The organism is Streptomyces sp. NBC_00358 (genome assembly GCF_036099295.1).
Taxonomy (GTDB): Bacteria; Actinomycetota; Actinomycetes; order Streptomycetales; family Streptomycetaceae; genus Streptomyces.
This window is the reverse complement of record NZ_CP107976.1, coordinates 6,291,877-6,315,739: the sequence shown is the minus strand read 5'-3', so window position 1 is coordinate 6,315,739 and position 23,863 is coordinate 6,291,877. Positions and strand designations below refer to the sequence as shown.

General features: G+C 72.3%; 17 protein-coding genes. 8 read left to right on the top strand and 9 right to left on the bottom strand.

Translation table 11 applies throughout. The annotated features are described in order from the left end of the window. The first annotated feature begins 126 nt into the window (after positions 1-126). The gene (locus OHT01_RS26880) at positions 127-747 is read left to right on the top strand and encodes a class F sortase (RefSeq protein WP_328555681.1); all 621 of its coding nucleotides are present in this window, start codon (positions 127-129) and stop codon (positions 745-747) included. Between the two features lie 90 nt (positions 748-837). Here the strand turns inward: OHT01_RS26880 and OHT01_RS26875 are convergent, their stop codons facing one another. From OHT01_RS26875 to OHT01_RS26860, 4 genes are all read right to left on the bottom strand, one after another. After that, a complete protein-coding gene (locus OHT01_RS26875; protein ID WP_328555680.1) occupies positions 838-1,620 on the bottom strand; it encodes a sulfite exporter TauE/SafE family protein in 783 nt (260 codons plus the stop codon). Between the two features lie 112 nt (positions 1,621-1,732). Beyond that, positions 1,733-2,380 (bottom strand): response regulator transcription factor, encoded by a 648-nt coding sequence (locus tag OHT01_RS26870; RefSeq protein ID WP_328555679.1) that lies wholly within the window; start codon positions 2,378-2,380, stop codon positions 1,733-1,735. A gap of 20 nt (positions 2,381-2,400) precedes the next feature. Then, positions 2,401-3,678, bottom strand: coding sequence for a sensor histidine kinase (locus OHT01_RS26865; protein WP_328555678.1), 1,278 nt, complete (start codon positions 3,676-3,678; stop codon positions 2,401-2,403). 10 nt (positions 3,679-3,688) lie between these two features. Beyond that, positions 3,689-4,267, bottom strand: a complete 579-nt coding sequence (locus OHT01_RS26860; RefSeq protein WP_328555677.1) for a hypothetical protein — start codon at positions 4,265-4,267, stop codon at positions 3,689-3,691. A 344-nt stretch (positions 4,268-4,611) separates the two neighbouring features. Between OHT01_RS26860 and nirB the strand changes: the two genes are divergently transcribed. Together nirB and nirD are read left to right on the top strand one after the other, a co-directional pair. Further along, complete coding sequence (nirB, locus tag OHT01_RS26855; RefSeq protein WP_443043551.1) at positions 4,612-7,257, top strand: nitrite reductase large subunit NirB; 2,646 nt, start codon at positions 4,612-4,614, stop codon at positions 7,255-7,257. Continuing rightward, positions 7,254-7,616 (top strand): nitrite reductase small subunit NirD, encoded by a 363-nt coding sequence (gene nirD, locus OHT01_RS26850; protein WP_328555676.1) that lies wholly within the window; start codon positions 7,254-7,256, stop codon positions 7,614-7,616. The genes nirB and nirD overlap by 4 nt, the downstream gene beginning before the upstream one ends. Before the next feature lie 11 nt (positions 7,617-7,627). Here the strand turns inward: nirD and OHT01_RS26845 are convergent, their stop codons facing one another. From OHT01_RS26845 to OHT01_RS26835, 3 genes are all read right to left on the bottom strand, one after another. Beyond that, positions 7,628-8,563: an oxidoreductase gene (locus OHT01_RS26845; protein ID WP_328555675.1), complete on the bottom strand. Its 936-nt coding sequence runs from the start codon at positions 8,561-8,563 to the stop codon at positions 7,628-7,630. A gap of 175 nt (positions 8,564-8,738) precedes the next feature. Next, complete coding sequence (gene ppdK / locus OHT01_RS26840; protein WP_328555674.1) at positions 8,739-11,489, bottom strand: pyruvate, phosphate dikinase; 2,751 nt, start codon at positions 11,487-11,489, stop codon at positions 8,739-8,741. 509 nt (positions 11,490-11,998) lie between these two features. Then, entirely contained in the window at positions 11,999-13,225 is a 1,227-nt protein-coding gene (locus OHT01_RS26835; RefSeq protein WP_328555673.1) for an ROK family transcriptional regulator, read from the bottom strand. 119 nt (positions 13,226-13,344) lie between these two features. Here OHT01_RS26835 and OHT01_RS26830 point away from each other — a divergent pair, with 119 nt between their 5' ends. After that, positions 13,345-14,973: an MGH1-like glycoside hydrolase domain-containing protein gene (locus OHT01_RS26830; RefSeq protein WP_405917181.1), complete on the top strand. Its 1,629-nt coding sequence runs from the start codon at positions 13,345-13,347 to the stop codon at positions 14,971-14,973. Then, positions 14,970-16,907: an amylo-alpha-1,6-glucosidase gene (locus tag OHT01_RS26825; RefSeq protein ID WP_328555672.1), complete on the top strand. Its 1,938-nt coding sequence runs from the start codon at positions 14,970-14,972 to the stop codon at positions 16,905-16,907. Before OHT01_RS26830 ends, OHT01_RS26825 begins: the two co-directional genes overlap by 4 nt. Positions 16,908-16,931: 24 nt before the next feature. Here OHT01_RS26825 and dusB read toward each other — a convergent pair whose 3' ends face one another. Beyond that, on the bottom strand, positions 16,932-18,095 hold the full coding sequence (gene dusB, locus OHT01_RS26820) for a tRNA dihydrouridine synthase DusB (protein ID WP_328555671.1): 1,164 nt from the start codon (positions 18,093-18,095) through the stop codon (positions 16,932-16,934). Between the two features lie 96 nt (positions 18,096-18,191). Here dusB and OHT01_RS26815 point away from each other — a divergent pair, with 96 nt between their 5' ends. After that, positions 18,192-19,637, top strand: a complete 1,446-nt coding sequence (locus OHT01_RS26815; protein ID WP_328555670.1) for an MFS transporter — start codon at positions 18,192-18,194, stop codon at positions 19,635-19,637. Between the two features lie 29 nt (positions 19,638-19,666). On the opposite strand, the gene OHT01_RS26810 is transcribed toward OHT01_RS26815, so the two are convergent. Beyond that, the gene (locus OHT01_RS26810) at positions 19,667-20,776 is read right to left on the bottom strand and encodes a helix-turn-helix transcriptional regulator (protein ID WP_405918517.1); all 1,110 of its coding nucleotides are present in this window, start codon (positions 20,774-20,776) and stop codon (positions 19,667-19,669) included. Positions 20,777-20,886: 110 nt separating this feature from the next. Here OHT01_RS26810 and OHT01_RS26805 point away from each other — a divergent pair, with 110 nt between their 5' ends. Next, positions 20,887-22,317 carry an MFS transporter gene (locus OHT01_RS26805; RefSeq protein ID WP_328555668.1) on the top strand — a complete coding sequence of 477 codons (1,431 nt, stop codon included), beginning with the start codon at positions 20,887-20,889 and terminating at the stop codon, positions 22,315-22,317. 249 nt (positions 22,318-22,566) lie between these two features. After that, on the top strand, positions 22,567-23,841 hold the full coding sequence (locus OHT01_RS26800; RefSeq protein ID WP_328558274.1) for a M14 family zinc carboxypeptidase: 1,275 nt from the start codon (positions 22,567-22,569) through the stop codon (positions 23,839-23,841). Positions 23,842-23,863 lie beyond the last annotated feature (22 nt).

The window sequence follows — 23,863 nt, the reverse complement described above, 5'->3', positions numbered from 1 at the left end:
CTCCCTCTCCGTGGCCCGACGCCCCTCGCGGCCCGGAGAGGGAAGGGACCGGCACCGTCAGCACACCCCCAGCCGCCGGGCCCCGGCCGGTCCCGGCACCGGAAAGGAACCCGTGAGGAGGCTCGCGTGCGCCGGGTCAGCAATGCCGCCATAGCGTCGGTCACCGTCGTAGCCCTCTGCTCCGGTGCCTGGCTGCTGCGCAGCGGCGCCGAGGAGCACCCGCCGCCCCAGCCGTCCGCGGCGCAGGCGGCGGCCGCCGGGGACCGGGCACGGTCCGGCGCCCCCGCGATGCCGCACTCCCCGCCGGACCGCATCCGCATCCCCGCCATCGGCGTGAACGCCCCGCTGATGGGCCTCGGCCTCACCCCGCAGGGCAGCCTGAACGTGCCGCCCGCCGGGAAGAAGAACCTGGCCGGCTGGTACGAGGCCGGGACCAGCCCCGGCGAACGCGGCACCGCCATCGTGGCCGGGCACGTCGACAACGCGGAGGGCCCCGCCGTCTTCTACGACCTGGGCTCCCTGCGCAAGGGCAGCACGGTCGAGGTGGACCGGCTCGACGGCCGGACGGCCCTGTTCACCGTCGACGCGGTCGAGGTGTACGACTCCCGCGCCTTCCCGGACGCCAAGGTCTACGGCGCCGCGCGCCGGCCCGAGCTGCGGGTCATCACCTGCGGCGGCGGCTACTCGGAGACGTCGGGCTACCAGGGAAACGTGGTCGTCTTCGCCCATCTCACCGGCAGCCGCTGAGAGTTCGGCCGGGGCGCCGGGAGTCCGGCCGGGGGCGGGGTCCGGCCGTGGCGGCGGGGGTCCGAGGGAGCGAAGGGCGGCGGCCGGAGATCAGGCGAGCCACTGCTGGTACGCCAGGTTCGCCACCAGCGCGAACACCACCGTCAGCAGCACCACCCGGACGAAACCGCTGCCCTGCTTGAGCGCGGTCCGCGCCCCCACCATGCCGCCGGCCAGATTGAACACGGCCATCAGGGCCGCGAGCTCCCAGAACACCGTGCCCTTCCAGGCGAAGGTCGCGAGGGCGCCCGCGTTGGTGCAGCAGTTGACGATCTTGGCGGTGGCGGACGCGGTCACCAGGTCGAGGTGGAGCAGCGCGGTGAGGGCGAGCACCAGGAAGGTGCCCGTCCCGGGGCCGATGAGTCCGTCGTAGAAGCCGATGCCGAGGCCCGCGAGCCCGATCGCGGCGAGCACGCGGCGCGGTGAGACCGGGGTGGTCGGCGGGGCCGTACCGAAGGCGGGCCGAAGGATCACGAAGGTGCCGACGCCGAGCAGGACGACCATGACGACCGGTTTGAGCACCTCGGTGCTCAGCCCGGCCGCGACGAACGCCCCCGCCGTCGAGCCGAGGAGGGCCGCGCATCCGATCCGTACGGCGAGGCGTACGTCGACGGTCGTCTTGCGCGCGTACGTCACGGCGGCCCCCGTGGTGCCGACGATCGCCACCGCCTTGTTCGTGCCGAGCGCGTACGCCGCCGCGGTGCCGGCGGGCAGCCCGAGCAGCATGGCGGGCAGCAGGAGCAGCCCTCCGCCGCCGACCACGGCGTCGATCCAGCCGGCCGCCAGGGCGGCGGCGCAGAGCACAAGGATCACGGTCAGCGATATGTCGGGCATGATCGCGACCCTAAGGGACGGGATGGATGCCCTGTGCACGGGGCCGGGAAGCTTGAGCGACTCCTGAGGTTCGCCTCGACGGGGTCCTGGGGACGGCCCGGGTCCCTTCGGCTCAGTTCACCGAGTCCAGGTAGCGCAGGACCGCGAGGACGCGCCGGTGGCCGGTGTCCGACGGCGGCAGGTCGAGCTTCAGGAAGATGTTGGCGATGTGCTTCTCGACGGCGCGTTCGGAGACGGTGAGGGCGGCGGCGATCGCGTGGTTGGTGCGGCCCTCGGCCATCAGGGCGAGCACCTCGCGCTCGCGGGGCGTGAGGGCGTCGAGGGCGCGGACCCGGCGGCTCGCGCCGAAGAGCTGCGAGACGACCTCGGGGTCGAGGGCCGTACCGCCGGAGGCGACGCGCTCCATGGCGTCCACGAACTCGCCGATGTCGACGACGCGTTCTTTGAGGAGGTAGCCGAACCCCGCAGGATTGCCGAGCAGTTGGGTGGCGTACGTCGTCTCCACATACTGCGAGAAGACCAGTACCCCGGTGCCGGGGTGGTCCCGGCGCAGCCGCACGGCCGCGCGGATGCCCTCGTCGGTCTGGGTCGGCGGCAGCCGGATGTCGACGACGGCGACGTCCGGCTCGTGTTCGGCGACACCGGCGAGCAGGGCGTCCGCGTCGCCCACCGCCGCGACGACCTCCACGCCGCGCAGTTGGAGCAGTTGGGCAAGACCGTCACGCAGCAGGGCCGAGTCCTCGGCGATGACGACGCGCATGGGGCTCCCGTTCACCAGGGTCAGCAGGGCAGTTCGACGGTGACCACGGTAGGCCCTCCGGGCGGGCTGTCGCAGGCCAGCGTGCCGTCGACGGTCCGCGCGCGGGCCAGCAGTCCGGTCAGCCCCGAGCCCGCGCCGATCACCGCTCCGCCGCGGCCGTCGTCGCGGACGGTCAGCCGCAGCAGCCCGTCCCGGGCGGTCACCGTGACGGTGGCCCGGGTGGCCCCGCTGTGCTTGGTGGCGTTGGCGAGGAGTTCGGCGGCGCAGAAGTAGGCGATCGACTCGACCGCCGGGATCGGCCGCTCCCCGATGCCGGCGCTCACCTCGACGGACAGCGGGCTGTCGGCGGCGAGGGTGGCCAGCGCCGTGTCCAGGCCCTGGTCCAGTACGGGCGGATGGATGCCCTTGACGAGATTGCGCAGGTCGGCGATGGCCTGCCGGGCATTGCCCTGTGCGGTGTCGACGACGGCGAGCAGCCGGTCCTCGGGGGCTCCGGCGCCGATCAGCTCCCTGATCATCGTGAGGTGCATCGCGAGACCGACGAGCCGGGCCTGGGTGCCGTCGTGGAGGTCGCGTTCGATGCGCCGCAGGGTCGCCGCCGCGTCGTCCACGGCCTGGGCGCGGGTCTCCTCCAGGGTGCGGATGCGGCGGTCGGCGGGGTCCGGGCCGAGCAGGGTGGCGATCCAGGATCGGTGCGGGGCGAGCGCCTGGCGCAGCAGCCAGGCGGCGGTCGCGAGCAGCAGCAGCCCGAGGGCCACCGGGATCAGCCAGCGCGGCCAGGAGTCGACCTGGAAGCCGAAGAACTCCAGCGACACCCGGCGCTCCGTGCCGTCGCCGGCCCGCCGGGTGTCGTAGTTCCAGTGTTCGAGGACGGGGTGGAGGGTGAGCAGGACACCCCAGACGTAGCCGACGACGACGGCGACGTAACCGAAGACGGCGGTGAAGGGCGTCGCCAGCGCGCAGGCGACGGCGCGCCAGCCGCTCCGGTCGGCGAGCAGCGCCCGCCGCCGGCCCAGCGGCCCGGCACCCGGGCGGCGTTCCGGTTCCTCGATGTCCATCCCCAGCAGGCCGCGCGCCAGGGCGCGTTGGAGCCCGCCAAGGGCGAGTGCCCCGCGTACGGTGCCGGCGATCAGCCACAGCCCGAGCGTGGTCACGGACAGCGCGCCGCCGACCAGCAGACCCACGAGCGTGAGGACGAAGCCGACGAGGGCGAGCGGGAAGGCGATCAGCGCGTAGAGGAGGGCCGCGAGGGCCCGCCGACCGAAGGGGAAGCCCAGCGTGGCGCGGAGGCGGTTCATGAATCCCAACCTAGGAGAGGAGCGCCGCCGCGAGGCGGAGTTGGACGGCGGCCATGGCCCGGCCGAGCCACGGCATGACGAGCAGGAAGCCGACGCCGCCGAGGAGGGCGTGGAAGGCCCAGGCGCCGGCGAAGGTGGGTCCGCCCCAGGAGTCGGCGTAGTCGGAGCCCGCGCGCAGCGGCCGGCCGAGGTTCATCGGCACGACGGACCAGCCGTAGCCGGTGACGGCGAGGACGAGGAGGTTGAGGGGCGCCGCGAGGAGCGCGCGGGCGAGCCCCCTCCGGGGACCCGGCGGCTCGGCGCCCGCGGGGAGGCCGAGGAGGCGCCGGGCGAGTGCCCGCTGCCACCGTCCGGTCGGGGCTCCCAGCAGCGACAGCGGGGCGCAGGCCACCCCCAGCGGCAGGGCCGCCAGTGCGTACGCGACCCGCCGCCAGGTGTCGGCCGTGAACGGCTCCCGGACGAACCGCCGGACGCGTACGGAGGTTTCGTCACGGGAGGGGGCCGGCCGGTCCCGGAGGCCGTCGTCCGGCGGCGGCCCGTGCCGGACGTCATGGGCGGTCGGGGTGCGGTGTGCGCGGCTGGTGGCCATGGCGGGTTCCTCCGGCTGGTCCTGGGCGAGTGGGGTCCGGCCCTTCACGGATGAGGTCCGGCCTTTCCCGCGGGAGATCCGGCCTTCCCTCAGAAGATCCGGCCGACCCTCGTGAGCAAGGTCCGGCCCTTCAGAGGATTCCGCGCGAGGACGCCTCGATCGATCGTGCCCGCACGTGAACCGGGGGTACGGCTGACCCCACCCCCGGCCCCGTCCCGTACCGCCGGGAGCCCTCACACCGGGGCCCCGTCCCCGCTGAGGGCAGCGTTCCTCCCGGGAAACAGGTGTGATGCCACCGGGTAACACCGGCACCGCACGGTGTGGTCATGACCTCGCATACGACGATGACGGCGGCGACGACTGCGACGACCGGGACGGCGACGGTCCCGGACGCCTCGGCCGGGAACGCGCACACGATCGTGCTCGTCGGCCACGGCATGGTCGGCCAGCATTTCCTGGAGGCGCTCGCCGAACGCGGAACGACCGCCACGCACCGCGTGGTCGTGCTCTGCGAGGAGCCCCGCCCCGCCTACGACCGGGTCCGGCTCACCTCGTACTTCTCGGGCCGCACGCCCGACGAACTCTCGCTCACGGACGCGGAGTTCATCAAGGAGCACGGCATCGAGCTGCACCTCGGCGACCCCGCCGAGTCGATCGACCGGGCCGCGCGCACGGTGACGGCCAGGTCCGGCCTGACGGTCCGCTACGACACTCTCGTGCTCGCCACCGGCTCCTACCCCTTCGTGCCGCCGGTCCCCGGCAAGGACGCCGAGGGCTGTTTCGTGTACCGCACGATCGAGGACCTGCTCGCCATCGAGGAGTACGCGAAGGCGCGGGCGACGACCGGAGCGGTGGTCGGCGGCGGTCTGCTGGGACTTGAGGCGGCAGGCGCGCTCAAGGGACTCGGACTGGCCACGCACATCGTGGAGTTCGCGCCGCGCCTGATGCCGGTGCAGGTGGACGACGGCGGGGGTGCCGCGCTGCTGCGCACCATCGAGGACATGGGCCTGAGCGTGCACACCGGCACGGGCACCCAGGAGATCGTGACCGGCGACGACGGCGCCGTGACCGGTATGAGGCTGTCCGACGGCTCCGAACTCCCCACGGATCTGGTGGTGTTCTCGGCGGGAGTCCGGCCGCGCGACCAGCTCGCCCGCGCCATGGGACTCACGGTCGGCGAGCGCGGCGGCATCACGGTCGACGAGCAGTGCCGCACCTCCGACCCGGCCGTCTTCGCGATCGGCGAGTGCGCGCTCGCCTCCGACGGCCGCGTCTACGGTCTCGTCGCGCCCGGCTACGAGATGGCCGCGACGGCCGCCGCCACGATCGCCGCCGACGAGGCGAGCTTCACCGGCGCCGACCTGTCGACGAAGCTGAAGCTCCTCGGCGTCGACGTCGCCTCGTTCGGCGACGCGCACGGGGCCGCCGCCGACTGCCTCGACGTCGTCTACTCGGACTCCCGCTCGGGCATCTACAAGAAGCTGGTCATCGGCCGCGACGGACGGCTCCTCGGCGGCATCCTGGTCGGCGACGCCGACGCCTACGGCACCCTGCGCGCCTTCACCGGCTCGGTGCCGCCGATCGCCCCCGAGCAGTTGGTGCTGCCGGCGGGCGCGGGCGCCCCGGTGGCCCTCGGCCCCTCGGCGCTCCCTGACTCCGCCGTCATCTGCTCCTGCCACAACGTCACCAAGGGAACGATCCGCGGCGCGGTCACCGAGCACTCCTGCACGAACGTCCCCGAGGTCAAGAAGTGCACCAAGGCCGGTACGGGCTGCGGGAGTTGCGTCAAGGTCCTCGGCCAGCTCGTCAACGAGGAACTGGCCGCGAGCGGTGTCGAGGTCGACCACGGCCTGTGCGGCTGCTTCGCGCAGACCCGCGAGGAGCTGTACGAGATCGTCCTCGCCCTGCGGATCACCTCGTACCGGACGCTGCTCGACCGGTACGGCCGCGAGGACGCGCGGGGCGGTGACGGCTGCGAGGTCTGCAAACCCGCCGTCGGCTCGGTCATCGCCTCCCTCGCCCCGACGATCGGCGCCGACGGCTACGTCCTGGCGGGCGAACAGGCCGCGCTCCAGGACACCAACGACCACTTCCTCGCCAACCTCCAGAAGAACGGCTCGTACTCGATCGTGCCGCGCATCCCCGGCGGCGAGATCACTCCCGAGAAGCTCATCGTGATCGGCGAGGTGGCGCGGGACTTCGGGCTCTACACGAAGATCACGGGCGGTCAGCGCATCGACATGTTCGGTGCGCGGGTGGAGCAACTGCCGCTGATCTGGGCACGGTTGGTGGATGCCGGTTTCGAGTCCGGGCACGCGTACGGCAAGTCGCTGCGGACGGTGAAGTCCTGCGTCGGGCAGACCTGGTGCCGGTACGGCGTGCAGGACTCGGTCCGGATGGCGATCGACCTGGAGCTGCGCTACCGGGGTCTGCGCTCGCCGCACAAGCTGAAGTCTGCGGTCTCCGGGTGCGCCCGCGAGTGCGCCGAGGCCCAGTCCAAGGACTTCGGCGTCATCGCCACCTCCAACGGCTGGAACCTGTACGTCGGCGGCAACGGCGGCGCGACCCCCCGCCACGCGGATCTGCTGGCCCAGGATCTGAGCGACGCCGAACTGGTCCGGCTCATCGACCGCTTCCTGATGTTCTACATCCGCACGGCCGACCGTCTGGAGCGCACCTCGACCTGGCTGGAACGGATTCCGGGCGGCCTGGACCACGTCCGGGAGGTCGTGGTCGAGGACTCCCTCGGCATCTGCGAGGAGCTGGAGTCGCTGATGAGCGCGCATGTCGCGAACTACCGGGACGAGTGGGCCGAGACCATCAACGACCCCGAGAGGCTGGGCCGGTTCGTGTCCTTCGTGAACGCCCCGGACACCCCGGACCCGGTCGTCGGCTTCGTTCCCGAGCGCGACCAGATCAAGCCCGACCTGCCGCTGCTGACCATCGGACACCGTCCCCTGCAAGCCCTGGAAGGAAGTGCCCAGCGATGACCCTGGCACCCGAGACGACCCGGACGACGACCGCCCTCACGCTCCAGCTCCTGCTGGAGGACGACTGGTTCACGGTCTGCGAGCTGTCCCTGCTGACCCCGGGGCGGGGTGTCGCCGCCCTCCTCCCGGACGGCCGCCAGGCCGCCCTGTTCACCGACCGGGCGGGACGGACGTACGCCATCGACAACCGTGACCCGTTCAGCGGGGCGGCGGTGCTCTCGCGCGGGCTGACCGGCACCCACCGGGGCCGCCCGTTCGTGGCCTCGCCGCTGCTCAAGCAGCGCTTCGACCTGGAGTCGGGGCGGTGCCTGGACGACGACGGCGTGCGGGTGGCGACGTACGAGGTGCGGACCGCCTGATCAGGTCGCCATCAGCCCTTGAGTCCCTCGTAGGTGACGCCCGTCAGCCGTTCCGACGCGGCCCACAGTTGCTGGGCCCTGGTGTCGTCGCGGGTCCAGCGGGCCCGCCAGGACGTCGCGGGCGAGCCGCGCCACATCGCGAAGGAGGGTCCGACGAAGGTGTCGGGCTCCACACCGGGCGCGGTGGCCGCGTAGAGCGTCGGCAGGGCCCCGGCCTCGGCGCTCTGCGCGAAGACGCGGTTGCCGAGCTCCATCAGCCGCTCGGCGGCCTTGCGCCCCTCAAGACGCGGCCCTGCGGTCTGCAGGTTGGTGGAGGCGTAGCCGGGATGCGCGGCGGCGGCGACGGCATCGGACCCGGCGCCGGACAGCCGTCGCGCGAGCTCGCGGGTGAAGAGGAGGTTGGCGGACTTGGACCGGGCGTAGGCGATCCACTTCCGATAGGGCCCCTTCTCGCTGTTGAGGTCGTCGAGGTCGAGGTCGGAGAGCGCGTGCACCATGCTGGACACCGTGACGATCCGCGCGCCGGGGGTCTCGGCGATCACCGGGAACAGCAGCCCGGTCAGCGCGAAGTGGCCCAGGTGGTTGACCCCGAACTGCGTCTCGAAGCCGTCGGCGGTGCGGCCGAGGGGCAGGGCCATCACCCCGGCGTTGTTGAGGAGGAGATCGAGCCGGTCGTGCGTCCGCTCGAAGACGCTCACGAACTCCCGCACGGAGTCCAGTTCTCCGAGGTCGAGGCGTATGAACTCGACGTTCGCGCCCGGCACTTCGGCCACGAGCCGGTCCACGGCCTCGGCGCCCCGCCGCTCGCTGCGGCAGGCGAGCACCACGCGGGCCCCCTTGCGCGCGAGCTCGCGCGCGCTGACGTAACCGAGCCCGCTGTTGGCCCCGGTGACGACGGCGGTGCGCCCGCTCTGCTCGGGGACGTCCTGCGCGTTCCAGCCGGACATGGCGTTTCCTTCCAGGTGACTGAGGGCGGCCCAGCCTAGGGGGTCCCCGCGCCCGGGACGACGTACCGAGCGCGAAGGGGCGGCCCCCCGCACAGGGTGCCGCCCCTTCGTTCTGGATGCCGGGGCCCGTCGCCGGTCGGTGAGGGTGAGGTGACCGGCCTGGGCTCCGGGGTCTCTACCGGTGGTCGCTGCCCTTCGAGGTGGAGGCCGCGCGGCCCGCTTCCAGGCGGGCGACGGGGATCCGGAAGGGGGAGCAGGAGACGTAGTCGAGTCCGACCTCGTGGAAGAAGTGGACCGACTCGGGGTCGCCGCCGTGCTCGCCGCAGACGCCGAGCTTCAGGTCGGGGCGCGTCGCGCGGCCGGCCTGCACCGCGGACTTCACCAGGGCGCCGACGCCGTCCCTGTCGATCGTCTCGAACGGGCTGACGCCGAAGATGCCCTTCTCCAGGTACGCCGTGAAGAAGGAGGCCTCCACGTCGTCGCGGCTGAAGCCCCACACCGTCTGGGTGAGGTCGTTGGTGCCGAAGGAGAAGAACTCCGCCGCCTCGGCGATCTGGCCGGCCGTCAGCGCGGCGCGCGGCAGCTCGATCATCGTGCCGATCGCCAGCTTCAGGTGCACGCCGGTGGCCGCCTCGACCTCGGCGATGACCTGGTCGGCCTCCTCGCGGACGATCTCCAGCTCCTGGACGGTGCCGACGAGCGGGATCATGATCTCCGCGCGCGGGTCGCCCTTGGCGTTCTTGCGCTCGGCGGCCGCCTCCGCGATGGCCCGTACCTGCATGGTGAACAGGCCGGGGATGACGAGGCCGAGGCGCACACCGCGCAGGCCCAGCATCGGGTTCGCCTCGTGCAGGCGGTGCACCGCCTGGAGCAGGCGCAGGTCGTTCTCGTTGGCGTCCTTGCGGGACTCGGCGAGCGCGACCCGCACCGACAGCTCGGTGATGTCCGGCAGGAACTCGTGCAGCGGCGGGTCCAGGAGACGGACGGTGACCGGGAGGCCGTCCATCGCCGAGAACAGCTCCACGAAGTCCTTCTTCTGGAGCGGCAGGAGCGCCTTCAGCGACTCCTCGCGCTCGGCCTCGGTGTCCGCGAGGATCAGGCGCTCGACCAGCCCGCGGCGGTCGCCCAGGAACATGTGCTCCGTGCGGCACAGACCGATGCCCTGGGCTCCGAAGCGGCGGGCGCGCAGCGCGTCCTCGGCGTTGTCGGCGTTGGCCCGTACGCGCAGGCTGCGCTTGCGGTCGGCGAAGGCCATGATCCGGTGGACGGCCTCGACCAGCTCGTCGGCGTCGTCGGCGCCGGCGTGCATCCGGCCCTCGAAGTACTCGACGACCGGGGACGGGACGACGGGGACCTCACCGAGGTACACCTTGCCGCTGGAGCCGTCGATCGAGATGAGGTCGCCCTCCTCGACGACGTGCCCGCCGGGCACGGTCATCCGGCGGCGCTTGGTGTCGACCTCCAGCTCCTCGGCGCCGCAGACACAGGTCTTGCCCATGCCGCGGGCGACGACGGCCGCGTGGGAGGTCTTGCCGCCGCGCGAGGTGAGGATGCCCTCGGCCGCGATCATGCCGTCCAGGTCGTCGGGGTTGGTCTCCCGGCGGACCAGGATGACCTTCTCGCCGGAACGGGACCACTTGACGGCGGTGTACGAGTCGAAGACCGCCTTGCCGACCGCGGCGCCCGGCGACGCGGCGATGCCCCGGCCGACCTGCTGGACCTTCGCGTCCTCGTCGAAGCGCGGGAACATGAGCTGCGCGAGCTGGGCGCCGGTCACCCGCTGGAGCGCCTCGGCCTCGTCGATCAGGCCCTGGTCCACGAGCTGCGTGGCGATGCGGAAGGCCGCGCCCGCCGTGCGCTTGCCGACACGGGTCTGGAGCATCCAGAGCTGGCCGCGCTCGATGGTGAACTCGATGTCGCAGAGATCCTTGTAGTGGTTCTCCAGGGTCTCCATGATCTGCATGAGCTGGTCGTACGACTTCTTGTCGATCGACTCCAGCTCGGCGAGCGGGACCGTGTTGCGGATGCCCGCGACGACGTCCTCGCCCTGGGCGTTCTGGAGGTAGTCGCCGTACACGCCCTGGTGGCCGGAGGCGGGGTCGCGGGTGAAGGCGACGCCGGTGCCGGAGTCGGGGCCGAGGTTGCCGAAGACCATCGAGCAGACGTTGACGGCCGTGCCGAGGTCGTGCGGGATGCGCTCCTGACGGCGGTAGAGCTTGGCGCGGTCGGTGTTCCAGGAGTCGAAGACCGCGTGGATGGCGAGGTCCATCTGCTCGCGCGGTTCCTGCGGGAAGTCCCGGCCGGCCTCGGTCTTGACGATCCGCTTGAACTTGGTGACGAGCTTCTTCAGATCGGCCGCTTCGAGGTCCGTGTCGACGGTGACCTTCTTGAGGACCTTCGCCGCCTCCAGCGCCTCCTCGAAGAGCTCGCCGTCCACCCCGAGGACCGTCTTGCCGAACATCTGGATGAGCCGGCGGTACGAGTCCCACGCGAAGCGGTCGTCGCCTGCCTGCTTGGCGAGGCCCTGGACCGACTTGTCGGAGAGCCCGATGTTCAGGACGGTGTCCATCATGCCGGGCATGGAGAACTTCGCCCCGGAACGGACGGACACGAGCAGGGGGTCGTCGGCCTGGCCGAGCTTCTTGCCCATCCTGGCCTCAAGGGCGTCGAGGTGCGCACTCACCTCGTCACGCAGTGCCGCCGGCTCCTCGCCACTGTCGAGGTACGTCTTGCACGCCTCGGTGGTGATGGTGAAGCCGGGCGGGACGGGAAGGCCCAGGTTGGTCATTTCGGCAAGGTTGGCGCCCTTGCCCCCGAGGAGGTCCTTGAGGTCCCTGTTGCCCTCCGTGAAGTCATAAACGAACTTCACTTCGCCAACGCCGCTTTCGCCGCTCTCAGCTACGTGGGGATCTTTGTTTTCCGACACGAGTCTCGACTCCTCGACGTCGCGGTGGCTGCCCTGACGACGGGGAACATACCCAGATCGAAGGCGTCTGGGTACGTCCACTTGCGCGTCATGCGCCTGTAACCACTCGTCCGCCACCAGATCAAAAGTCAAGGCTTGGCAAGCCATCGGGTGGCGATGTTTTCACTTCTTGAACGAATCAACGCACGTAGATCGCTTGAGGCGCTCATGCGAGCGGCCTTCGACACGTCTGAGTTTAATCGATGAACGATCAGAGGGTGGCACTGAGTGCCACCCCTTAGGGAAGTGCAACCGCTCAAGATCCGCTCATCTGAGCGTGACCCCTATCAAGGGTGGCGAGAATCACGCCCCCGGGAGACGTCGGATTTCATCATCCGGACCACCATCCGGACACGACACACGGACGTCACACACGGGCATCACGCACGGATGCCCCGTGCCGATGCCCCGCACGGGCACCCGGGGGCGGACGCCCCGGGACGGGCGTCGGGGCCGGAGCGCCGGCGCCGTCACACGCCGAGCGCCGCCAGCCGCTCCTCGGCCCGCTCCGGCGCGTACAGGTACTCCACGACCATCGCCCCCGCACCCACCAGCCCGGCCCGCTCGCCGAGCCGGGAGGTCACCACGTCCAGATGAGCGGTCGAGCGGGGCAGCGCCCGCTGGTAGAGCAGTTCGCGGACACCCGTGAGGAAGGGGGTCCCGGCCAGATCCCCGGCGATCATCAGCACGCCCGGGTTGAGGAGCGTCACCACGGTGGCCAGGACGTCCCCGACCTGCCGGCCCGCCTCCCGGGCCAGCGCCATCGCCTCGGGGTGCCCGGCGGCCAGCAGGTCCCGGACATCCGAGCCGGACGCGGCAGGGACCCCGGACTCCGCGAGCCGTCGCGCCACCGCGCCACCACTGGCCACGGCGGCCAGACAGCCGTACGAGCCGCACCGGCACAGCGCCTCGGCACCCACCCGGATGTGCCCGATGTCGCCGGCCCCGCCGTCGATGCCCCGGTAGACGGTGCCGCCGACGACCATGCCCGCGCCGATACCGGTGGAGACCTTGACCAGGGCGAACGCCGAGCAGTCCGGATAGCCGGCGCGCTGCTCCCCGTACGCCATGAGGTTGGCGTCGTTGTCGACGAGCACGGGGACGCGCGCGGCGCCGGTGCCCGCGTGTTCGGCGAAGGCGCGTCCCAGCCGGCCCCGTATGTCGTAGCCGTCCCAGCCCGGCATGATCGGCGGCTGCACCACGCGGCCGGTCTCGCTGTCGACCGGTCCGGGCACCGCGAGGCCGATGCCGCAGACGGCGTCGGCGCGTCGGCCGGACTTGTCCACCAGCTCGGCGAACCAGCGTCCGAGCTCGCCGAGGACCGCCTCGGGGCCGTCGTCGATCACCAGGGGTCCCCCGTGCTCGGCGAGGATCTCCCCGGTCAGCGTGAGGACGGCGGCCCGGCCGTGCCGGGTGTCGAGATCGGCGGCGAGGACGACGGCGTGCTCGTCGTCGAACTCCAGGGTGATGGAGGGCCGGCCGCCGAGCGGTGAGTCGACGGGCCCGCCGGCCCCCTCGCGGAGCCAGCCCGCGCGGAACAGCCGGTCGAGACGCTGGCCGACCGTGGCCCGCGACAGACCGGTGGCCCGCTGGAGCGCCCCGCGCGTGGTCGCCCGGCCGCTGCGCACCAGTTCGAGCAGTTCTCCGGAGCTTGCCTGGTTACCGGTCTTCACGGTCCTCCCCGCCCTTTCTGTCATGCGCACCCTCTTGCGTTCCCCAACTCTGCATTACATATTGAGTTTTGCGTGTTAAATAGACGTAACCCTACGGCAGCTACTGCCGAACTGGCCGGTCGGACGTCTTCGGGGAGACCTGAGTGGACAGCACAACCCAGCTCACCGCCCTGCGCAGGGGGCCCATCACCCCCGTGCGTACCTCCGGCGCACCCGCGCACGCCTCCGGTCCGCCCGCTCCGCCCGGCCCCGACGGGATCGTCCGTACCGGATCACCCGTATACGATCCCGCGAGCCCTTCGGGGTCCCTGCACCTCAGGGCGTCCCGGGTGCTGAACGGCAACTGGACGGGAACGTCCACCGTTCCCTCGCGCGGTCTGTATCCGCACCAGTGGTCCTGGGACTCCGCGTTCATCGCGATCGGGCTGCGGCATCTGTCCCCGCTGCGGGCGCAGACGGAACTGGAGACCCTGCTCGGCGCGCAGTGGGCCGACGGGCGTGTCCCGCACATCGTGTTCAACCCCTCCGTCCCGCTCGACGCGTACTTCCCGAGCCCCGACTTCTGGCGCTCCTCGACCGCCGGGCGCGCCGCGGGCGCCCCGCGCACCGTACAGACGTCGGGCATCGTGCAGCCACCGGTGCACGCGCTCGCGGTGTGGCTGGTGCACCGGGCGGACCCGGGGCTGTCCCGGTCCCGCTCCTTCCTCTCCCGGATGTATCCCCGGCTGGCGGCCTGGCACCGCTATCTCCTGCACCGCCGGGATCTGGGCGGCGGCGGTCTCGCCAGCGTGGTCCACCCCTGGGAGCAGGGCATGGACAACAGCCCCTGCTGGGACGCGCCGCTCGGCCGTGTCGCCCCGGCACCCGCCCGTTCCTTCCGGCGCGCCGACCTCGACCACGGGGCCCCCGAGGACCGGCCGACGGATCTCGACTACGGGCGGTACGTGCGGCTGGCCACGGACTACCGGGACCGGGGGTACGCCGACGGCGGCGGCGAGTTCGCCGTCGAGGACCCGGCGTTCAACGCCCTGCTGATCGCCTCGGAACACGCGCTGGCCCGCATCGCGCGGGAACTGGGCGCGACGGGCACCGCCCGCCACGCGCGCGCCGAACGGCTGACGGCGGCCCTGGTGGAGCGCCTGTGGGATCCGGCGGAGGGCATGTTCTTCTGCCGCGACGAGCGGGCCGGCGGTGGCGGCGGGGAGAGCGACGGGAAGGGCGGGCGGAGCCAAGGGGGAAGCGCGGGCGGCGCGCTGATCCCCGAGCGCAGTGTCGCCGGGCTGCTCCCCCTCATCCTCCCCACGCTGCCGCGCGACATCGCCGCCACGCTCGTACGGACCGCGGGCGGGCCGCATTTCGGGCTGGGCGGGGCGGCGCGCCTCGCCCCCAGTTACGACCTGACGGGCGAGGCGTTCGACCCGCACCGGTACTGGCGGGGGCCCGCCTGGTTCAACACCAACTGGCTGCTGGAGCGCGGGCTGCGGCTGCACGGGGAGCACGGACGGGCGGACGCCCTGCGGACCGCCCTGCTGGACACCGCCGGGGAGTCCGGGTTCGCGGAGTACGTGGACCCGTTCACCGGCGAGGCCTGCGGAGCGCTCGGATTCAGCTGGACGGCGGCGCTGGCGCTCGACCTGCTGCACGAGCCCTCCGGGGCCGCACCGATCGTGTCCCCCATGGGGCGCGACGCGTTGACCGACACGGCACACAGCGCTGCGGGACAGCGCGTATTCGAGTTCGAGACGGGCGCCAAGGGAGGGGACCGGGGATGACGGACCGGCATCATCTGCTCGTGCACGGTGGAACGTTCGCCGCCGTGGGCGACGGCGGGGACATCAGCGGAGTGCGGGGCGGCAGCTCTCCGGACGGATTATTCGTACGGGACGCCCGGCACCTCAGCCGCTGGCAGCTCACGGTGGACGGCGCGGTGCCCGAGGCACTCACACCGGTCGCCGACGGCGACACGGCACGCTGTGTGCTGGTGCCGCGGGGCGGTCGCAACGAGCCGCCCGCGTACACGCTCTTCCGTGAACAGGCCGTCGCCGAGGGCTCGTTCGTGGAGGCGCTGCGCGTCACCAGCAACCGTCCGACGGCCACCACGGTCCGGATCGCGGTGACCGCGGACGCCGACTTCACGGACCAGTTCGAACTGCGCTCCGACTACCGCACGTACGCCAAGACGGGCGTCGTCCGCCAGCGCCAAGTCCTCGACGACGGCGTGGAGTTCAGCTACCGGCGCGGGGAGTGGCAGTCCCGTACGACGGTCACCTCCGAGCCCGCGCCGGACGGGGTGGAGGAGACCGGCACGGGCGCGCGCCGCCTCGTGTGGACCCTCGACCTGGAACCGCACGGCTCGGCGGAGCTGGCGCTGCGGGTCGCGGCGCGTCCGCACGGCGCGGCGCACGAGCCACGCGTGCCCGTCTCCCCCGCCGCGGCCAACGAGCGGCTCCTCGCCCTGGAGGGCGAGTTCGCGCAAGGAGTGCCCTTCCCGACCGGCTGGCCCGAGCTGGCCGCGGCCTGCGCGCGCGGTCTGTCCGATCTCGCGGCGCTCCAGGTGCCGGCGACGGGCCTGGACGGCGAGGAACTGCGGGTCCCGGCGGCCGGGGTCCCCTGGTTCCTCACCCTGCTGGGCCGCGACGCGCTGCTCACCTCGCTCTTCGCGCTGCCCTACCGGCCCCAGCTGGCCGCCTCCACCCTGCCCGCGCTGGCCGCCACCCAGGCGGTCGAGGTGGGGCTGGGCGCGGTCGCCCAGCCGGGCAAGATCGTGCACGAGGTGCGGCACGGCGAGCTGGCGCACTTCGGGCAGGTGCCGTACGGGCGCTACTACGGTTCGGTGGACGCGACGCCGCTGTTCCTGGTGCTGCTCGGCGCCTACACGGAGCAGACCGGCGACGTGGCCCTGGCCCGCCGCCTCGAACCCAACGCCCGTGCGGCGATCGGCTGGATGCTGGACCACGGCGGGCTGACCTCGCGCGGCTATCTCGTGTACCGCGCGGACGGCGGAGGCCTCGCCAACCAGAACTGGAAGGACTCCCCCGGCGCGATCTGTTCGGCCGACGGCAGCCGCCCCTCCGGTCCGGTGATGGCGGCGGGCGCGCAGGGCTACGCGTACGACGCGCTGCGCCGCACCGCGCACCTGTCCCGCACGGTCTGGGACGACGAGGTCTACGCGGCGCTCCTGGAACAGGCCGCCGCCGATCTGCGCGACCGCTTCCAGCGGGACTTCTGGATGAGCGAACACTCCTTCCCCGCCCTGGCGTTGGACGGCGACGGCCGGCATGTCGACGCGCTCGCCTCGGACGCGGGCCATCTGCTGTGGTCCGGGCTGCTGGACAAGGAGTACGGCGAGCTGGTCGGCCGCCGGCTCCTGGAACCGGACTTCTTCTCCGGCTGGGGTGTGCGCACGCTCGCCTCCGGCCAGTCCGCGTACCACCCGCTGTCGTACCACCGGGGTTCCGTCTGGCCGCACGACAACGCCCTGATCACCCTGGGGCTCGCGCGGTACGGCCTGCACGACGAGGCCCGTACGGTGGCCCACGCGCTCGTGGACGCGGCCACGGCCGCCGGTCACCGCCTCCCCGAGGTCCTCGCGGGCTACGGCCGTGACACCCATGCCGAGCCGGTGCCCTACCCGCACGCCTGCGTACGGGAGTCCCGTTCGGCGGCGGCGCCGCTGGCCCTGCTCACGGCGGTGGGCGGAGCCTAGAGAGCCGGGGCGGCCTCCGGCGGCTCAGCCGCCGGAGGTGTCCAGCTCGGCGTCCTCGGACACGCCCGCGCAGTCGTAGGGGTCCTTCAGCCAGCCGTCCGGCAGGACGACCCGGTTGTTGCCCGAGGTACGGCCGCGGGGTCCGTCGGCGCCCGTGGGCCACGGCTGGTCGAGGTCCAACTCGGCCAGCCCGTCGGAGAGTTCGGCGAGCGACGAGGTGATGGCGAGACGCCCCCGCATCTCCGAGCCGACCGCGAAGCCCTTGAGGTACCAGGCGACGTGCTTGCGGAAGTCGATGACGCCGCGCGCCTCGTCGCCGATCCACTCGCCGAGCAGGGTGGCGTGGCGGACCATGACCGCGGCGACCTCGCGGAGGGTCGGGCGGGCGTACTCCTCGCGGCCCTCGAAGGCGGCCACCAGATCGCCGAACAGCCACGGCCTGCCGAGGCAGCCGCGCCCGACGACGACCCCGTCGCACCCGGTCTCGCGCACCATCCGCAGCGCGTCGTGCGCCGACCAGATGTCACCGTTGCCGAGGACGGGGATCTCCGGCACGTGCTCCTTCAGCCGGGCGATGGCGTCCCAGTCCGCGGTGCCGCCGTAGTGCTGGGCCGCCGTACGGCCGTGCAGCGCGATGGCCGTCACGCCCTCCTCGACCGCGATCCGTCCGGCGTCGAGGAAGGTGATGTGGTCGTCGTCGATGCCCTTGCGCATCTTCATGGTGACGGGCAGGTCCCCGGCGCCGCTGACGGCCTCGCGCAGGATCGCGCGGAGCAGGGGGCGCTTGTACGGGAGGGCGGAGCCGCCGCCCTTGCGGGTGACCTTGGGGACCGGGCAGCCGAAGTTCAGGTCGATGTGGTCGGCGAGGCCCTCTTCCGCGATCATACGGACGGCCTTGCCGACGGTGGCGGGGTCGACGCCGTACAGCTGGATCGAGCGCGGTGTCTCGGTCGCGTCGAAGTGGATCAGCTGCATGGTCTTCTCGTTGCGCTCGACCAGCGCCCGCGTGGTGATCATCTCGCTGACGAACAGTCCCTTGCCGCCGCTGAACTCCCTGCACAGCGTGCGGAACGGCGCGTTCGTGATCCCGGCCATGGGAGCCAGGACGACGGGCGGCTGCACCTGGTGGGGGCCGATCGAGAGCGTGGAGTTCAGCGTGGAGTTCACGGTGGACGTGGGCGTGGGCATTCCCCCATTGTGGCGCACGGCGCCGGGTGCTCGCGCGGAAGATCGTGTAGAGGTCATTAGTTAGACACACTATCGACAGCGGCGTAGGCTTGGGGAATGCCTGAGCTCAGCCACCGTCACCGGATGCTGGTGCTCGCGATCTGCTGCATGAGTCTGCTGATCGTGAGCCTCGACGTCACGGTTCTGAATGTCGCCCTGCCCTCGATGCAGCAGGAACTGCACGCGAGCGTCGCGGGCATGCAGTGGACCATCGACGCCTACACCCTCGTGCTGGCCTCCCTGCTGATGCTCGCGGGTTCCACCGCCGACCGCATCGGCCGGCGCAAGGTCTTCACGGCGGGCCTGGTCCTGTTCACCATCGGCTCGGTGCTGTGCTCCCTCGCCCCGAACCTCGACACGCTCATCGTCTTCCGGATGGTCCAGGCCGTCGGCGGCTCGATGCTGAACCCGGTGGCGATGTCGATCATCACCAACACCTTCACGGACCCGCGCGAACGGGCCCGCGCGATCGGCGTCTGGGGTGCCGTGGTCGGCATCTCCATGGCCGCCGGACCGCTGGTGGGCGGGCTGCTCGTCGACACGGTGGGCTGGCGGTCGATCTTCTGGATCAACCTCCCCGTCGGTCTCGCCGCGCTCCTGCTGACCCTGCGCTTCGTCCCGGAGTCCCGCGCCCCCAGGGCCCGCCGCCCCGACCCGGTCGGCCAGCTCCTCGTGATCGCCCTGCTCGGCTCCCTCACGTACGCGATCATCGAGGCCCCCACCTCGGGCCTCGTCCACACCCTCGGCTTCTCGGTGATCGCCCTCGCCGCGCTCCTCGGACTCCTGTGGTACGAGCCCCGGCGCGACGAACCCCTCATCGACCTGCGCTTCTTCCGCTCGGTGCCGTTCAGCGGCGCCACCGTCATCGCGGTGAGCGCGTTCGCCGCGCTCAGCGGCTTCCTGTTCCTGTCGACGCTGTACCTGCAGAACGTGCGCGGGCTCAACGCCCTGCATGCCGGCCTGTGGATGCTGCCCATGGCGGCCCTGTGCTTCGTCTGCGCGCCCGTCTCCGGACGCCTGGTCGGCAGTCGCGGCCCCCGGCCCTCCCTGCTGATCGCGGGTGTGGCGATGACCGTGAGCGGAGTGCTGTTCGCCGCGTTCGAGGCGGAGACCTCGAACGTCACGCTCGTCATCGGCTACGTCTTCTTCGGTATCGGCTTCGGGTTCGTGAACGCGCCCATCACCAACACCGCCGTCTCCGGGATGCCCCGCTCCCAGGCGGGTGTCGCCGCCGCCGTCGCCTCGACCAGCCGGCAGATCGGCGGCACCCTCGGTGTCGCGGTCATCGGCGCGGCCCTCGCCTCCGGCATCAGCGCCTCCGCGTACCGGGACACCTTCGTCCCGGCCTCCCGGCCCGGCTGGTGGATCATCACCGCCTGCGGTGTCGCCGTCCTCGTCCTCGGCGCGCTCACCAGCGGCCGCCGGGCCCGCGCCTCGGCCGACCGCACGGCCCGTCTCCTGGAATCCCCGGAGATCCGGGAAGCGGCGGGCGTGGGGGCCTGACCCGCGACGACCCGGACCCGCCCCCCGGGTCAGGCGGCCCCCGCCGTCTCGACCCGGGACACCGCTGCGACCGCCGCCTCGGCAGCCGCCTCGGCCTCCAGCGCGATGGCGTACAGCCTCTCCAGCCGTTCGCGGGTCTCCTCGTCGTGGGGCGCGTACGTCACCATGCGGGCACCCAGGTCGGGCGCGAGCCACAGGTCCGTGTGATCGACGGTGACGAGCCCGACATAGGGGTTCATGAACTTCTTGGTCTTGCCCCGGGTGGCGGCCACCTCGTACCGGTCCCAGTTCTCGCGGAACTCGGCCGACTCGGCCCGCAGCCGCTTCAGCAGGGTCTTCCAGGCGGGCTCCCCCAGGTGCCCGGCCATCGACGCGCGCAGCTTCGCGGCCATCAGCCGCGTGGTCTCTTCGAGCAGGACGATCGACTCGCGCCACTCCGCGTTGGTGTAGGCGAGCAGGACGCAGTTGCGGTCGGCGGGCGGGACCGTGCCGAGGTCGCTCATCATCAGCCGCGCGTAGGTGCGGTTGTACGCCAGGATGTCGTACCGGCTGTTCTGGATGCAGGCCGGGACGGGCTCCAACTGCGTCAGGAGCAGGCGCAGCGCCGGGGTGATGACCGCGCACTGGGCGGCGGGCGAGGGGTCGGCGGCTCCGGCGAGCTGGAAGAGGTGGGCCCGCTCGCTGGTGTCCAGCAGCAGGGTGCGGGCCAGGGCGTCGAGGACCTGCTCGGAGACCTGGATGTCACGCGCCTGTTCGAGCCACGTGTACCAGGTGACACCCACCGCGGAGAGCTGGGCGACCTCCTCACGGCGCAGGCCCGGCGTACGCCGGCGGCGGCCCCGGGGAAGCTGGACCTGCTCGGGCGTGATGCGCTCGCGTCGGCTGCGCAGGAAGGTGGCCAGCTCGTGCCGCCGGATCTCACTGCCACGGGGCGCCGCGGCGGCGGCCGGACCGGTCCCGCCCGGGGCGGGCCGCGCGGGGTCCGCGCCGGTGGCCGGACGCGGGGCCCCACCGGTGGCCGGACGCGTGCCCCGGCCGGTGGCCGTTCGTGCCGCGTCCCGGCCCGCGGTCGATCGCGCCGAGGCCCGGTCCGAAGCCGGTCGCTCCACGTCCGGGCCGGTGGTCGTTTCCCGTGCCATGGTTGTCATGCCTCCAGCCTGCCGCTCACCGCAGCCTGTTGCCAGGTAGTGCTTGTACCAGGATAAGAAGACTCTGGTACCCCCTTGAGTACCGGAGAAGTCTGGAGGACGTGACCGAAACCGGAACTCTCATCACCCCCGTCCGTTCACCCACCGCGCCACCCGCTCTCGGCGGCCTCGGACTCTTCACCGTGCTGCTGGGCGCGGCACTGCCGCTGATCGACTTCTTCATCGTCAACGTGGCCCTCCCGACCATCGGGCAGGACCTGAACGCGAGCGAGGCCGTCCTCGAACTCGTCGTCGCCGGTTACGGGGTCGCGTACGCCGTCCTGCTCGTCCTCGGGGGACGCCTCGGCGATCTGTTCGGGCGCCGCCGGCTCTTCCTCGGCGGCATGGCGGCCTTCGGCCTGACCTCGCTCGCCTGCGGTCTCGCGCCCACGGCATGGACCCTGGTCGCGGCGCGCGTCGCCCAGGGGGCGGCGTCCGCGGCGATGCTGCCCCAGGTCCTCGCCACCATCCAGTCGACGACCTCCGGGCCCCGCCGCGCCAAGGCGATGGGTCTGTACGGCGCCACGGCCGGCCTGTCCATGGTGGCCGGCCAGATCCTCGGCGGCCTGCTGGTCGCCGCCGACATCGCGGGCACCGGCTGGCGCTCGGTGTTCCTCGTGAACGTGCCCGTCGTCGTGCTCGGTCTGATCCTGGCCCGCCGCGCCGTCCCCGAGACCCGCTCACAGCGCCCGGAGCCCATCGACGCCCCCGGCACGGTCCTGCTCGCGGTCTCCCTGCTGGCCCTGCTCATCCCGCTCACCGAGGGCCGGGCGGCGGGCTGGCCGCTGTGGACCTGGGTGTCCCTCGCCCTGTTCCCGCTCGCGGCCGCCGCCTTCTACCTCGTCGAACGCCGGGCGGACCGCAACGGCCGCACCCCCCTGGTCCCGCCGAGCCTGTTCGAGCTGACCTCGCTGCGCCGGGGCCTGATCATCATCGTGCCGTTCTCGATCGGATTCAGCGGCTTCATGTTCGTGATCGCGGTGGCCCTCCAGCGCGGCGAGGGCCTCGGTCCCGTCCCGGCGGGGCTGGCCCTCGCGCCCATGGCCGTCGTCTTCTTCATCACGTCGCTGTGCGGACCCCGGCTGATCGGCCGGTACGGTACCCGGGTCGTCACCGCCGGGGGGCTGATCCAGGCGGTGGGCCTGAGCCTCATCGCGCTGGCCGCCTGGCGTTCCTGGCCGGACCTCGGGGTGGTGGAACTGCTGCCCGGAGCGGCCGTCGCCGGCGCGGGTCAGGCGCTCCAACTGCCCGTCCTCATCCGGATCGTCCTCTCCGAGGTGCCGGCGGTGCGGGCCGGTGTCGGCAGCGGCGTCATGGCCACCACCCAGCAGGCGGCGTTCGCCGTCGGGGTGGCCACGCTCGGCACCCTGTTCCTGTCCCTCGCCCCGGCCCACGGCATGCGGGACGCCCTGGTGACGACCCTCCTGGTCCAACTGGCGGGCGTGGCCCTGACGACGGCACTGAGCCTGCGGCTGCCGCGCACGATCAGCTGAATCCCCCGTGCGGCCAGCGGCATATGCGTCGGCCGTGAATCCAACTCCCCTTCCTACAGGGGCTGTTGACACCGGTGATGCGTCATGTCGTACTGAGTCGCACTGGAGTCGAACGGAACGCGCCCGGCACCGGCCCGGGGCGTTCCGTCCGGCCGATCCACGATCCGTGATCCGAGGAGACTCCGTGGCCGAGACCAAGCTCCGAGCGCTGGACCAGAGAGAGACCGGGGACGACAGCGGTTCCGGACACTGAGCTACCCGACGCCCGCCGACGTCACCCGCACCGCCGAAACCCTGGCCGCCCGGCATCCCGGCCTGTGCCGGCTGAGCACGATCGGCCACTCCCGGCACGGCGTCCCGCTGAAGATGCTGAGCGTCGGGAAAGGGTCACGGCACGCCCTGGTGGTCGCGGGCGCACATCCCAACGAGTACGTCGGCGGGGGCACCCTCGTGGCGCTGGCCCACCGGGCACTGGGCGGTGAACGGCCCGGCACCGTATGGCATCTGGTGCTGTGCCTGGACCCGGACGGAGCCCGTCTCAACGAAGGCGGACACCGCGCGGACACCGTCTTCGGCCACTACCGCGCCTTCTTCCGTCCCGCCGGTGACGAACAACCCGAATGGGCGCCCTCCCTCCCCCGGCCGCGGTTCCTGCCGGAGAGCCGCGCCCTGCTCGACGTCATCCGGCGCCTGCGTCCCTACATCCAGATCTCCCTGCACGGCACGGACATCGGCGGCACCTTCGCCCAGCTCACCCGGGACGTCCCCGGCCTCGACCGGATCCTCGCCGTCTCCGCCGAGCAGCTCGGCATCCCGGTCGAAAGGGCACCGCTGGACGCCCTGCACTGGCCCACGAGCGCTCCCGGTGTCTTCGTGCTGCCACCGCCCGGAGCGCCCGAACGCCCCACCGCCTTCCCGGAGAACGCCCACCGCTCCACCTGGCTCGCCCCGCACGCCTACGGCGGCGTCACCGCGGTGGTGGAGGTACCGGTCTGGGCCGCCCCCCGGTTCGCCGACCTCGCGCCCCATCGCGCTCCGGAACAACGGCTCCAGCACTGGGCGGAGCGTCTGCGGGCCTACGCCCACACCGTCCGCGAACACTACGAACGGGCCCGCCCCCATCTCCCGGCGCCCGGCCCCGACCCCGGTTTCAGCATGCGCCGGGCGGTGGCCGAAACCCTGCGCGTCTGCGGTCCGCTGGCCGACAGCTGGGACCCCGCGCACCCGTCCTTCACCCCGCTCCCCGGGCTCACCCGGGCCCGCACGGCGAGCATCGAGGGCTTCGCCCGGAGAACTCCCCTGCGGGCCGCCGCCATGCTGCTGCGGCTCCTGGAGGAGTACGCGCCCACCCCGGGTACCGCGCCTCAACGCGCCGAGCTGGAAGCCCTCGTCGCGCGCTGGTGCGCCGCCTACTCGGCGAGTTTCACGGCGACCTGGGTTCCGGTGGACCGGCAGATAGAACACCAGGTCAACGTCACCACCGCCGCCGTCGAGGCCGCCGAAGGGCACTTGGCCCCCTCCTGAGCGTGATCCTGCCCTCACCGAA